The organism is Stenotrophomonas maltophilia (assembly GCF_023518235.1).
Classification (GTDB): domain Bacteria; phylum Pseudomonadota; class Gammaproteobacteria; order Xanthomonadales; family Xanthomonadaceae; genus Stenotrophomonas.
The window spans coordinates 597,493-610,616 of record NZ_CP090423.1; the positions used below are offsets into that span (position 1 = coordinate 597,493).

General features: G+C 68.4%; 11 protein-coding genes. 9 read left to right on the forward strand and 2 right to left on the reverse strand.

The annotated features are described in order from the left end of the window. Nucleotide 1 precedes the first annotated feature (1 nt). The 7 genes from LZ605_RS03035 (at nt 2) to LZ605_RS03065 (ending at nt 8,156) form a co-directional block, all read left to right on the forward strand. On the forward strand, nt 2-616 hold the full coding sequence (locus LZ605_RS03035; RefSeq protein WP_249843734.1) for a hypothetical protein: 615 nt from the start codon (nt 2-4) through the stop codon (nt 614-616). Nucleotides 617-738: 122 nt separating this feature from the next. Further along, the gene (locus LZ605_RS03040) at nt 739-1,356 is read left to right on the forward strand and encodes a decarboxylase (protein WP_249843735.1); all 618 of its coding nucleotides are present in this window, start codon (nt 739-741) and stop codon (nt 1,354-1,356) included. Nucleotides 1,357-1,478: 122 nt separating this feature from the next. Continuing rightward, nucleotides 1,479-4,253 (forward strand): type VI secretion system Vgr family protein, encoded by a 2,775-nt coding sequence (locus LZ605_RS03045; protein ID WP_249843736.1) that lies wholly within the window; start codon nt 1,479-1,481, stop codon nt 4,251-4,253. Nucleotides 4,254-4,255: 2 nt separating this feature from the next. Further along, the gene (locus tag LZ605_RS03050; RefSeq protein WP_249843737.1) at nt 4,256-5,119 is read left to right on the forward strand and encodes a DUF4123 domain-containing protein; all 864 of its coding nucleotides are present in this window, start codon (nt 4,256-4,258) and stop codon (nt 5,117-5,119) included. Between the two features lie 19 nt (nt 5,120-5,138). Next, nucleotides 5,139-5,636 (forward strand): DUF3304 domain-containing protein, encoded by a 498-nt coding sequence (locus tag LZ605_RS03055; protein ID WP_249843738.1) that lies wholly within the window; start codon nt 5,139-5,141, stop codon nt 5,634-5,636. Further along, the gene (locus tag LZ605_RS03060; RefSeq protein ID WP_249843739.1) at nt 5,623-7,320 is read left to right on the forward strand and encodes a T6SS phospholipase effector Tle1-like catalytic domain-containing protein; all 1,698 of its coding nucleotides are present in this window, start codon (nt 5,623-5,625) and stop codon (nt 7,318-7,320) included. Before LZ605_RS03055 ends, LZ605_RS03060 begins: the two co-directional genes overlap by 14 nt. A 56-nt stretch (nt 7,321-7,376) precedes the next feature. Beyond that, complete coding sequence (locus LZ605_RS03065) at nt 7,377-8,156, forward strand: CDP-diacylglycerol diphosphatase (RefSeq protein ID WP_249844984.1); 780 nt, start codon at nt 7,377-7,379, stop codon at nt 8,154-8,156. Here the strand turns inward: LZ605_RS03065 and LZ605_RS03070 are convergent. After that, nucleotides 8,153-8,752, reverse strand: coding sequence for a GNAT family N-acetyltransferase (locus tag LZ605_RS03070; RefSeq protein ID WP_249843740.1), 600 nt, complete (start codon nt 8,750-8,752; stop codon nt 8,153-8,155). The two genes, LZ605_RS03065 and LZ605_RS03070, sit on opposite strands and share 4 nt — an antisense overlap. 216 nt (nt 8,753-8,968) lie before the next feature. On the opposite strand from LZ605_RS03070, the gene LZ605_RS03075 reads away from it, so the two are divergent. Both LZ605_RS03075 and LZ605_RS03080 read left to right on the forward strand, forming a co-directional pair. Next, nucleotides 8,969-11,695, forward strand: coding sequence for a TonB-dependent receptor domain-containing protein (locus tag LZ605_RS03075; RefSeq protein WP_249843741.1), 2,727 nt, complete (start codon nt 8,969-8,971; stop codon nt 11,693-11,695). Between the two features lie 109 nt (nt 11,696-11,804). Then, nucleotides 11,805-12,434 (forward strand): hypothetical protein, encoded by a 630-nt coding sequence (locus tag LZ605_RS03080; RefSeq protein WP_249843742.1) that lies wholly within the window; start codon nt 11,805-11,807, stop codon nt 12,432-12,434. A 7-nt stretch (nt 12,435-12,441) separates the two neighbouring features. Here LZ605_RS03080 and LZ605_RS03085 read toward each other — a convergent pair whose 3' ends face one another. Then, nucleotides 12,442-13,086: a hypothetical protein gene (locus LZ605_RS03085; RefSeq protein ID WP_249843743.1), complete on the reverse strand. Its 645-nt coding sequence runs from the start codon at nt 13,084-13,086 to the stop codon at nt 12,442-12,444. Between the last annotated feature and the right edge of the window lie 38 nt (nt 13,087-13,124).

Sequence of the window (13,124 nt, forward strand, 5' to 3'; positions counted from 1 at the left end):
CATGCGCAGTCGCGCGAGCACGCGCGTCTCGCCGGGGAGAGTGGCCGTGTGCCCGCTGCTGGTGGCCTGCCTGCTGCCATTGGCAGCGTGCAGGCAGGCACCCGCGCAGACGGTCGAACAGGCCGACGCTGCACGCTCCGCGCGGGCCGCCATCGAGGCGCAGATGGCCGCCGACGCGCATGCCGCGCAGGGAGCGCCGCCGTTGCCGGGTGATCCGGACCGCACCGAAACGCTCTTTGACGGATTGCTCACCTGCCAGCCCAAGGGCTGGTATCTGAGTGCAGAGTCCGGGCGGCCGGCCAATCCCTATCTGGCCCGCCACGCGCCGCAGCCCTGTGAGCGCGATGAGGCCTTCGGGATCGCCTACTTCTGCGTCAATGCCGATTTCCACGGTCTGCCGGTCTACAGGGTGGTGACCCACCTCGGCACCGCGCCCACCCCCATCGGTCTGCTGATCGATCTGCCCGTGGAGCAGGCGCGCAGGCGTGCACGGAAGGCGCTGGGCACCGAGTTTCCGCGCGATGCGCGGAGCGCGCGCGGTGAGCGGCCGCAGCTGGACCCGCAGGGTGACAATCCACAGAAATCGCAGTTGCTGTGCACGCCGGACTGGGCGTAGGGCGAGGTCGGCGCGGCCTTGCCCTGGCTTGGCTACCGTCCGCGGGATGGCATGGCAACGGCGCCATCTTCATGGCATTCTCACGAAACTGATTGGCCAGGTGCCATCGACGGATGAACGACATGCAGAACTGGATCGGACGCTCGGCCGGCGGGCTTGCGCTGGCGCTGTGCCTGGCGGCGCCGCTGGCACAGGCGGGCGAGCCGGTCTTCGGCGGCTGGCGCAACCTGGACTCCCGCGACGGCGCCGAGCCAGCGTTGCGTGACATCCCGTTCGCGGTGCTGCCGGCGGCCGTGGCCAGCGATGCGCGCTTCTCGATCTACGACCGCGAGAGCAAGCGGCTGGTGTGCTGCCTGCAGGTGGCCAGCGCCGAACTGGACGACACCGCGCTGCGCAAGGTCTATCAGCTGCCCGAGCAGTGGGTGACCGACCTGCGCAATGGCCGCAGTGCGGCGCGGCCCTGGCCGACGCGGGTCTATGAAATGCGCCGTATCGGCGAGCTGGTCGACTACGTTTTCAGCGATGCGCCCGAGGCCTACAGCGACCTGGGCGGGCTGCTGCTGCCCGCCGACGCGCGCCTGCTGCCCGATGGCAGCGTGAAGACGGGTGCAACCTATCGCCTGCAGTTCCGCAGCACGCCGCTGGGCGATGACAGCAGCGCGCTGGACCGCTTCACCCTGCAGCCGGCGCAGGGTGCCGGCAAGCCGGTGGTGGTTGAAGTCTCCTACGGAACCTATTGATCCAGCGCGTCATTCGGGTGTGACGGCGTGCGCGTGCACCGCCGTAGTCCATCTGCTACCGTCGCCCTACAGGGGAAGGACCTGCCCGCCACCGTCGCGTGGGCAGCAACGGTGGGGACGCCATGGAAGCGATTCGCAACCTCATGGTGCAGGCAGCCGGCCTTGATGCCGACAGCCGCCTGTATCGGTTGGAGCTACCCGGCCTGCCAGCGGTCGTTGTCGATCACTGGCATGGCCATGACGCCCTCTCGCAGGGGCGGCATCTGACGATTGATGTACTGGCACTGGATGCTTCGCTGCCGCTGGCCGATTGGCTGGGGCAGCCCGCGTGCCTGCATGTGCGGTTGGCCGACGGCCAGCCGTGGCCGCGCCACGGCGTCATTGCCGATGCGCGCTGCACCGGCAGTGATGGAGGCCTGGCACGCTACCGAATCACCCTGCGCGACTGGACCTGGTGGATGGACCAGGCGCGGTGCAGCCGTGTGTTCCAGGAGCAGAGCGTGCGCGAAATCGTCGATGCCGTGCTGCAGGGGCATGCGCCGTTGGCGCACTGGCGCTGGACCGACGAGGTCGATGCGTTCCTGGCGGCATCGCGGCCTCGCAGCTTCTGCGTGCAGTACCGCGAATCGGACCTGGCCTTCGTGCAGCGCCTGCTGGCCGAGGAAGGGCTGGGCTGGTGCGTGCAGGAAGCGCAGGACGCCGCTGCGGGGCATGGCATGCTGCTGTTCGCCGATTCGACGGTGCTGCCTGAATCGCAGGAGTCACGTAGTGGCGGCGGGATCCGCTTCCACCGCGCCGATGCCAGCGAACCCAGCGACGGCGTGCAGCGGCTTGGGCAACACCGACGACTGCATAGTACGCGGGTGCAGCTGCACAGCAGCGATTACCGCAGCGTCCGCTCGCTGGCAGGGCAGCTGCCGCTGCAGGGCGACAGCGAGGCGCCGCGCGAGGACTACGATGCCATCGGCGCACATGCCTTCGCCGATGCCACCGAGTTGCAGCACCATGCCCACCGGGTGGTCGAGGCCATGGAGGCGCAGGCGCTGCAATGGCAGGGCCGTGGCAGCGTGCGCAGCGCCGATGCCGGCCAGGTGTGGGTGCTGACCGGCCTGCCGGGCGAGCGGCCGGCGGAGCTGATGCTGGTGAGCGTAGAGCATGCCGGCGTCAACAATCTGCCGGTTGATCTGCGCCAGGCATTGACGGCAGCCGAAGCCGTCAGCGCAGAGCGCGACACGCTCGCAGCCCAGGCGCGTGCCCATGGTTACAGCCAGGCATTCACCGCGCTTGCGCGTGACCGCCACTGGCGGCCGGTACTGCGCGATGGCACCGGTGCGCGGCGCAATCCACGCCCCCTGGCCCCCGGCTACCAGACGGCGATCGTGGTGGCCGGGCAGGGCAGTGCCAGCGATGAAGTGCATGCCGACGCGCTGGGACGGGTACGTGTGCGGTTTCATTTCCAGGACGGCGCAGAGGGCGCCGACAGCGCCTGGTTGCGGGTCGCGCAGCGCTATGCCGGGCCCGGGGTCGGCAGCCAGTTCCTGCCGCGGATCGGCCAGGAAGTGCTGGTCGGCTTCCTCGAAGGAGACATCGATCGGCCACTGGTACTGGGCGCGCTCTACAACGGGCGTGGCGAGGCCGGGGTGGCGCCGACGCCGGCAGGCGCCAGCGCCGAAGCCGATACCACGCCGTTTGCCCAGGCCCGCGATGGTGCAGGCAGTGCGCAGGCCAACCTCGGTGGTGGCCAGGCACCGGCCTGGCATGCGGCCGCTGGCGGCGAGCAGGCGCACCGGCATCCTGGTGCGCTGTGGGGCGTGCAGTCGCGCGAGTGGCAGGGACAGGGCTGGAACCGGCTGCTGTTCGACGACAGCGACCAGCAGCTGCGCACCCAGCTGGCCAGCAGCCAGCAGCACTCGGCACTGAGCCTGGGCCACCTGCGGCACCAGGCCGACAATCATCGCGGCAGCCTGCGTGGCAGCGGCTTTGAACTGCGCAGCGATGCATGGGGCAGCGTGCGCGGGCAGCGTGGGTTGTGGCTGGATGCCTACGCGCATCGTGACCTGCAACCGGCAGGATCCGCGGCACAGCCGGCGGCACTGCTTCAGCAGGTGGCGACGCTGGTGCAACAGCAGGCCGACGCGGCGCGCACCCACCTGACCGTACAACCGGCCTCGCATCTGGGCGTGCAGTCGCCGCAGCGCTCCAGGCTCGACAGTACGCGTGCGCCGGTGCCGGTGCTGCTGGCCAGTGTGCGCAGCACGGTGCCGGGGGCGGATCTGCAGGAGGCCACTGGCGCCGCCGCGCAGCGCAGCGGCGATGCAGGCGACGGCCGTGTGCCGCATACCGGCGACGCGCTGATGGGCCTGGCCGCGCCGGAGGGTGTGGTGATGGTGGCGGGCCAGGGGCTGCATTGGGCCCAGGGTGAAACCCTGGTGCTGGGCAGCGGCCAGCACAGCGATGCGACGGTGATGGGACAGGCGCGCTGGCATGGGCGGCAGGCGATCGGTGTGCTGGCGGCCGCCAAGACCGGCGCCGATACCCGGACGCCGACGCTGACCCTTGCCAGCGCCACGCAGCAGCTGGACATCCTGGCGCAGCAGGACCGTGTGGCGGTGCAGGCCCGACAGTCGCTGCATGCCGCCAGTGCGCAGGCCGCTGTCGAACTTGGCGCCGGGCGTACGCTGCACATCTCCACCGCGGGCGGCGCCAGCGTCACCCTCAGTGCAGGCAACATCGTCTTCAACGCGCCGGGGCGCATCACCGTGCACGCCGGGCGCAAGTCGTTCCTTCCCGGCGGCGGCGGTCGCTACCCGCTGCCGGTGTTCCCGCAGTCGGTATGCAAGGAGTGCCTGCTGCTGGCGGCGCAGCGGGCCTCAGCGCTGACCCCGAAGGGAGGCTGAGCATGCGCAGGGACTGGGATTTTCCTCCACTTGCGCTGCCGCCACTGGACGCGGAGGCGCAGCGTTTCGTGCTGCTCGATGGCGCGCAGTGCGATCAGCCGTTGCAGCTGTTGCGTGCGCTGCCGTGGGCGCCGCTACGGTTGTTCGACGGCCTGCTGGCCGACGGCACCGATGATGCCAGCGTGTTCCTGGCGCGGCTGCCGGCAGACATCGATATCGACCGCTTCCTTCAGCGGGCGGCGGCGCAGGCGCGTTCGCCGGGCCTGCTCAGTGTGATCGAAACGACATTGACCGGTGAGGCACTGCAGCAGCGCCTGCAACGGCGCCTGGATGCCTGCTACCCCAATGGCAAGGAGTTCCTGGCACGCTTCTTTGATGCGCGTGTACTGCCCTGGTGGGTGCAGGTGCTGGATGAGGCGCAGTGCCGTGCCTTCCTGGCCCTGGGCGAATGCTGGTGGTATCTGCGCCATGATCTGCAATGGGCGCGGCTGGAGCTGGCCGATGTCGTGCCGGATCCGCATGACCCGCCGTGGGTACTGGAGGCGCCGCAGCGGCGCGCGCTGATCGACGCCAGCTACCCCTATACCCTGATCGACCATTTCCAGCTGACCGACCCTGAGCTGTTGGCGCGCCTGCCACGCGCGCGCTGGTACACCTTCTTCCGGCGCGTGGTGGCGACGGCCGCGGCGGCAGGCATTGAGGACAGCCGCCGCGTGGTGATGGTGGCGACCTGGGCGCTGCTGGCCGGCATCGATCTGGGCGAGGATCCGACCTGGCAGCAGCGCCTGCAGGATTTCGCCAGTGGCCGGCGCAGTGCGGCCGATATCGGCAATGAAGTCTGGCCCCTGGAAGAAAGCTGGGATTGAACGGAGTGAGATCGCGATGATGAGCACCAAGTACCTGTGGTGGAGCGCACTGGCAGTGATCGCGCTGCTGGTGGTGGGCGTCGGCTGCAGCCGGGCGATGGCGCGCGGCAAGACGCCGATCATGTCGTTGTTCGCGTTCAACTACAGCCCGTATTACCTGGCCGATGTGCGGGTCGATGGGCAGTTTCTGGGAGGGGTGAGCGGTTACACCAACGGCGGCTCCGGGATGGGGCCGCGCGCGCCGCGCGGCAAGGGGCCGGACAGCGTGCGGGTGCGCTGGATCGAGGCCAACCGCTACGATCTGGCCACCAACCGCTACCTGAGCGAAGGGCACCGCGTGCCGCGCGAAGCGGTGGTGCAACTGAAGACGCCGTATCCGCCCAACCCGGCCACGCTGCTGCTGCATTTCTATGCCGACGGCCATGTCGAGGCCGAGCTGCTGGACAAGGGCGTGAACAAATGGGACGTGCGACGCATGCCGGTGCCGAAGGAGCACAAGGACCATGACCAGTACTGATCCGACCGCGATTCCGGGCCAGGTGGATCTCGAACCCGGTACCCCTGATCCGATCGCGCAGGCTGAGGGCACGGCGCGCACCGCGCGGCTGGCCCGTGGCACGCGTCCATTGAGCGATGCCGAGCGTCGCCGTCGCCAGGAAGCGATGTGCGGCACGGTGCCCGACAAGGAAGCAGCCACCACCGGCTGTACCCAGAGCCTGCACCTGAGCGTGTTCTTCGATGGTACCGGCAACAATCGCGATGAAGAGCTGGCCAAGGGGGAGGAAGAGCGCGCTCTGTCGAACATCGCCCGGCTGTTCATTTCGCACAAGGACGATACGCGGAACATCAAGCGCCAGTATCTGGCGGGCGTCGGTACGCCCTGCCCGGAAGTCGGTGACAGCGGCGGCCTGCTCGGGTTGTCGATCGGCAAGGGTGGTCGCGAGCGCATCGACTTCGCGCTGCAGGCACTGGACGAGCTGATCGACAGCCAGCCCGAGCCGATGCGCATCCTGGTGGTCAGCGTGTCGGTATTGGGTTTTTCGCGCGGCGCGGCATCGGCACGGGCGTTCGCCCGCGACCTGGCCGCGCGCTGCCGGCGCCAGGCCGATGGCACCTGGCTGTACCGCGAGCGCATCCCGCTGCGGATTGGTTTCATGGGCGTGTTCGATACGGTGTGCTCGGTGTGGCCGAGCCTGGCGGCCGCCGCGGTGAACTACCGCAATGGACATACCGGCTGGGCCGAGGGCATGGCGGTTCCGGAAATCGTGGAGCAGTCGGTGCACATGACCGCTGCCCATGAGCTGCGCGGCCAGTTTCCGCTGGATTCAACGCGGGAGCACGCGCTGTACCCGGCCAACACGGTGGAAATCTGGTTCCCCGGCGTGCACTCGGATGTGGGCGGCGGCTATGACCCGCAACACCAGGGGCGCCAGAACAGCATCGCGCGCTTTGCCCTCAACGAGATGTACGACATGGCGCAGGCCGGTGGGGTGTTGCTCCATCCGGTGAGTGAACTGGAGCCGTTCCTGAAGGCCGAGTTCGACAAGCAGGATCCGGAGCTGCAGGCGGTGTTCAACGCCTATCTGCAGGCGGTGCGGGTCAAGCGCGGGCGCATGGAGGACGTGCAGGCCTCGCACATGGAGCTGCTGTACCGCTGGCTGCGGGTGCGCGTGGCGCGCGGAGACAGGTTGCCGTCAATGCAGCGGCTGGCGGCGCGCGAGGACGCGCTGCGCGAGCAGGTGCGGACCCTGCGCCGTCGCCAGTCGCAGCTGCCATCGCCGTGGGGCAATGACAACCTGCATCTTGCCGACCAGGGCAATGCGGACAAGACGGCCGAATGGAACCGGGTGTCTGACGAACTGAAGGCGCGGGACGATGAGCTTTCGGCGGTGCGCAAGCAGCGCCGGGGTCTGGAGAAGGAAAACGACACGATGCTGGGCAAGATCGTCAGCCTGCGCCGCCGCCGCGAGCGGGGCGCGACGCTGACGATGGCCGAGCGGGTGACCCTGGAGTCGTGGGACAACACCACGCTGTTGCCGCCGGAGGTGGAGGCCTTCTTCGACGGCTACGGCCACGACTCGGTGGCGCACTGGTTCATTGGCAACCTGAGCCAGTGGCGGGTGCTGTACTTTGGTGCCACCAAGTACACGCCGGGCAAGGTGGAGGAGAAGGCCGAAGCCAGCGAGGCGGTGCCTGGCTGAGAGGGCGGGCTACACTATGCGTCGCGGCCGTGGGCCGAGCCATCGATGTGAGTGCCGTGCCCCGTCTGCCGTTGCTGTTGTCCTTGTCCCTCCCGGCGCTGGTGGGCTGTGCCAGTGTGCCCCCGCCGCCGGCCCACTCCGATGCGCTGTGGCGGCTGATTGAACGTGATTGCCGGGGCGCAGAGGGACCGCGCGGTGACTGCCTGCGGGTGGAAAGCGCGGCTGACCGTCGTGACGTGCTGGTCAAGGATGCGCACGGCGACTACCAGTTCCTGCTGATGCCGCTGGACAAGGTCAGCGGCATCGAGAACCGCAGCCTGTACCAGCGTGGCGCGCCGAACTATTTCGCTGCGGCCTGGCAGGCGCGCGGCCATACCGAACAGGCGCTGGGCCAGCCACTGCCGCGTGCGGTGGCGAGCCTGGCGCTGAACTCGCCACATGGCCGTTCGCAGCACCAGCTGCACATCCATGTCGACTGCCTGCGCGCCGACGTGCTGCAGGCCCTGGATGCGCAGGCCGGCACCCTGGGCCAGCGCTGGGCGCCCTTGGCCACGCCGTTGCGCGGCCACCGCTACCAGGCCCGGCTGCTGCCGGGTGACGCGCTGACCGCCAACCCGCTGAATCTGCTGGCCTACGATCTCAGTGGCGTGACCGATGTCGGCCAATGGAGTCTGGTCGTGGCTGGACGTGATGACGTACAGGGCGGGCCGGGCTTCATCCTGCTGGCCACGCGGGTGGACGCCGCCAGCGGCAATGACGCCAGTGGCGAGGAACTGCAGGATCACGCCTGCGCCGCCGTGACCGGCGCAGGGCAGGCGCTGGAACGGGTGCGCTAACGTATCGCCTGCTGGCGATTGCGCCATCCGGGCGCGGTCAATGCCAGCAGCTGGCGATCGTGCCAGCCCGCGGCGTCCAGGTGCTGGTCGCGCAGCACGCCTTCGCATTCGAAGCCGGTGGCACGCAGGGCGTCGGCGAACGGCGAGGTGCATGACGGCGGCAGCAGCACGTAGATGCGATGCAGGCCGACGTTCTCGAACAGGAACGCGCACAGCGCCTGCAATGCCGCCTGCGGATAGGCGTGCCGATGCTGCAGTGACTGGATTTCCGCGCAACGCGCATACGCGGACTGCAGGCGCACGTGCACCTGGTCCAGCAGGGTTCCATGCACGTCGTCGAATACGCCCAGCTGCAGCTGATCGTGGTCGTATTCCAGGCAGGAGCGGTGCATGCCTGCGAGGAACCGCGCTTCCTCATCGATGCCAGGCACGTGCACGTGGCCACGCCGCCGGGCGTCATCGAAGATGCGCCAGCGGGGCAGGTCGGTGCGCAGGAAGGAGCGCAGGGTCACCGGTGCGGCCTGCAGGTGCAGCAGGTGGCGTCGCCGGACCGGATGCAGGGGCGGGAGGCAGGAAGGTTGGGCACTGTTGTTCATGCCCCGCACGATGCGAGGACGCCTGCCACGGCACCATTCAATTCGTTGCAAAAGCGGCTTGGCAGGGGCGCCAGGTCTGATTCGGTTCAGGCATAAGCCCATCAAGGCTGATCATTTCCACTGAAACTGCCCATTCAGGACACTTTCGTTACGGGATCGTTATGCGCCGCATCGGCGGCTGTCCTCCCGTACCACCCCATCGTCCCCAGGAAGCCCATGTCCGCCTCTCCCAAGGCGCTGCGCCCGCGTCCGCTGGTGCTCGCGCTGTCGTCCCTGATGCTGGTCTCGCTGCCGGCCCTCGCGCAGGAAAGCGCACCCACCTCATTGCAGGAAGTTAAGGTCACCGGCTCGCGTATTCCGCGTGCCAGCGTCGAAGGGCCGTCGCCGGTAACGGTGATCAGCCGCGAGCAGATTGACGCGCAGGGCTACCGCAATGCCTTCGACGCGCTCAGTGCGTTGACCGAGAACACCGGCAACGTGCAGGGCGAGGACTTCGGCAATACCTTCACGCCGGCCGCCAACACCATCAACCTTCGCGGCCTGGGGCCCAACCGCACACTGGTGCTGGTCAACGGTCGCCGCCAGTCCGACTACCCGCTGGCCTACGAAGGCTCGGTGAACGTGGTCAACCTGGCCAACATTCCCAGCGCGCTGATCGAGCGCATCGAGGTGCTGGCCGCCGGCGCGTCGGCGGTGTACGGCTCTGACGCCATCGCCGGCGTGGTCAACATCATCCTCAAGGACCGCTTCGACGGTGTGGAGGTCAACGCGCGTGCCGGCGGTACCCAGCGCGGCGGCGGCGACAACCAGCGCGTGCAGGTGGTTGGCGGCGGTTCCGGCGAGCGCTGGGAAGGCGTGTTCGGCCTCGAGTTCGATGTGCGCAAGGCGATCCATGCGCATCAGCGCGACTTCATGGACTCGCTCGACGATGACCCCACCGGCAGAGCGCCGCAGGCCACCGCGATCGCCTATCGCCGCAATGCCGCCACCGGGCGCAACATCGATCCGGGCGTGAACGGGTGCGACGCTGCCTCGGCCATCTATGGCGGCAGCGTGTTCCGTGCCAACAACCCACGCCAGGGTTGGTACTGCGGCAGCAATGAGGCGGCCGCCAGCTATTGGACCGTGCAGACCCAGAAGCGCAATCTCAATGGCTACGGCCTGCTGACCTTCCACCTGGATGAGCGCACCGATCTGTTCGCCGATCTGGCCGTGGGCAGTGCGCAGATCTACAACAATACGCGCGCGCCCACCTGGACCTCGGCACGCAATTACTTCTACAACCAGACCACCGGCAACCTGGAAAGCTGGTACCGCCGGTTCGCACCGGAAGAGATTGGCGGCCTGCCGCGCAATGCCAATCGCTTCCTGGAAAATTCGTGGTCGTTCAACGTCGGCGCACGTGGCCAGTTCGGCGACAGTGGCTGGGATTACGAGGCGGTCTACAGCCGCTCGCGCTACGAGAACCGTACCCGTCGCCCGGTGCTGCTGGCCGGCATCAACGAGTACCTGCTCGGCCCCAGGCTGGGCGTGCGCAACGGCGTGGAGGTCTATGCGCCGGATCCGGCGCGCCTGTTCCAACCCTTGACCCCGGACGAATACCAGGGCTTGTCCGGTTATCAGGAGAGCCGCAATGCGGCGTGGCTGCAGACCTTCAGTGCCAGCATCAACGGCCGCCTGTTCGCGCTGCCCGGTGGTGACGCCGCGCTGGCGGCGGTGGTCGAGGCCGGCAGCCAGGGCTACCGCAACCGCCCGGACCCGCGCCTGGGCACCGGGGAGTTCTGGAACACCAGTGCCGGCATCGGTGCCGGCGGTGAGCGCGATCGTTACGCGGCGGGCGTTGAACTGCAACTGCCGTTGCTGCAGTCGCTGACCACCACCCTGGCCGGTCGCTATGACCAGTACCGGGCAGGCGGCGAGCACATCGGCAAGGCGACCTGGAGCGTCGGTGTCGAGTTCCGCCCAGTGGAAAGCCTGCTGATCCGCGGTTCGGCCGCCACCAGTTTCCGTGCGCCGGACATGAACTACGTGTTCGCCACCGAGACGCGCGGCTACAACCCGGGCATGACCGACTACTGGCGCTGCCGTACCGCCGGCCAGTCGTATGACAACTGCGACTACAACGGCCTGTCGATCGACTACAGCAACCGCGCCAATCCGCAGTTGCAGCCGGAGACCGCCAAGTCCTATGGGTTCGGCGTGGTCTGGTCGCCGTTGGCCGGGCTGGATTTCAGTGCTGACTACTACGACATCCGCATCAACAACGAGGTCACCAGCCTCGATACCAGCCGCATCCTGCGTGACGAGGCCGACTGCCGCCTCGGCCGCACGCTGGGCGGCGAGACGCGTGACCTCGGTTCGCCGCTGTGCCAGGACGCGCTGTCACGGGTGATCCGCAATCCGTCCAACGCGACGGTGCAGCCGGACCAGGTGACCCGCGTACTGATCAACCCGATCAACGCGGCGTCCGAATCGGTGCGCGGCCTGGACCTGAAGGGCAACTGGCGCTTCGACGCCGGTCGTTATGGGCGCTTCACCACGCGCCTGGCCTATACCGTGGTGCTGGACCACACCTACAGGCAGTTCGCCGATGACCCCGAGCGTGACATCCGCAACTCGCTCGACAACTGGCAGTGGCGCAGCAAAGCCAATGGCAGCATCACCTGGAGCCAGGGTGACTGGACCACCACCCTGTACGGCAACCGCTTCGGCTCGTTGCCCAAGAGTGATGGCAGTGGCCGCATCGCGCCGTACATGACCTACAACGCCAGCGTGTTCCGCCAGTTTGGCGAGAACCTGTCGCTGGGCGTGATCGTCAACAACCTGCACGACAGCCGCCCGCCGGCGGACAGGAATGGCGGTGGTTGGCCGTTCTATCCGGTCGGCAATTACGACCCGTACGGCCGCCAGTACTGGGTGCAGCTGGACTACCGGTTCCGCTGATCCGGTGGCAAGCGAAAGGCCCGGTATTGCCGGGCTTTTCTTTGTGCGTTGCACCGGCCTGGCGGCAATGAGCGTGGCATGCTGTTGCGCTACACGCAGGAGCAGGCGCATGGATGTCAGGGTGTGGAGTGCGATGGCAGTGGTGGTCCTGGCAGGCTGCAGCGGCAGCCAGGCGGGCAGCGTGGACGAGGCGGAGGTGCCCGGTGCGGCGGCGGTGCGATCCCAGTCGGTCGCAGCCAGCGATGCTGGATCACCGCGTGCGGCAACAGCGACGGCAACGGCGGGCGCAACGGCTGCCCACGGGTACGCGAACGTGGAGGGTCACTTCCTCGAGGGAGAGCGCCTGCTGATGGCTGACGGCGGGGTGTCTGCGCAGAAGAGCGAGGCGGTGTTGGGGTCCGACAAGGCATTCGCGCAGGCGATCGGCCAGTTCGAGCGCGACGCGTCCAGCCGCCCGGAGGTGCAGGACCTGACGGGTCTCTACAAGGCCGCCGCGACCCGGCTCATCGGCAGGGATGGCACGCTGGTGTCCTTTGCCTGCGGCTACAGCCTGTGCGTCGGCGAGATCCGCAGCCGTACCGAGGAGGATTTCAGCGCCTGGTCCGAGGCGTTCGGCATGGACAAGGCGAGCCCGGTCTACAGCCTGACCACGGCACCGATGACGTGGGGCAGGGACCAGCACGGCGGGCGTTTCGTGTTTTCGGTGGACCCGGCCGCCAACGCAATCACAGGTCAGTAGCGGCGCGTTATGGCAGCGCCTGCACCAGGTAGGACTCGATGACGTAACTGAACGGCTGCTGCTGGCGGTCGCGCAACAGGGCGCGCACTTCCAGGATGACGCCGTGGTCGCCCTCACCGCGCGGCGGCCAGAAGGTCTGGTCAGCCAGGGTCTGGCGCTGGAAGCCCAGCGGGCCGACCACGCGGCCGAACGGTTCGTCGGTGCTGTCCAGCACCTGGTTCATGGCCGGGCTGAGGTGACCGGGCAGGTACCAGTTGTCGGCCTCGGACAGCACGCGGCTGCCGCAGACCAACTGCACGCGGCGGTAGCGCAGGGGCGTATCCGGCTGGGTTGCGCCCAGTGCCCGCAGGACGTCGGCCGGGGCCGGCTTGTCCTGGCCGTGTACCCGCACCGCGCGCACCCGTGCCTGCTCGGCCAGGCCGTGCTCGGCGCACCAGTGCTCCAGGGTAGCCGTTGCACTCTGCCCGGACAGCACGCGCTGGTGCAGCCGCTCGACCAGCGCGGCCGGCGCGATGCGCTGTTGGCCCGGCGGCGCCTGCAACGGCGCCGTGGCCGCGGCATCGGTAGCGGACAGGCTGGCGATCGGAGCGGCGGCCAGCAGGGATGCGGCCTGCCAGCGGCGGAGACGATCGTGGCGGTCGGACGGGCCCATGCGGCATCACAGCGGAAACAGGCGCCTATGGTACCCGT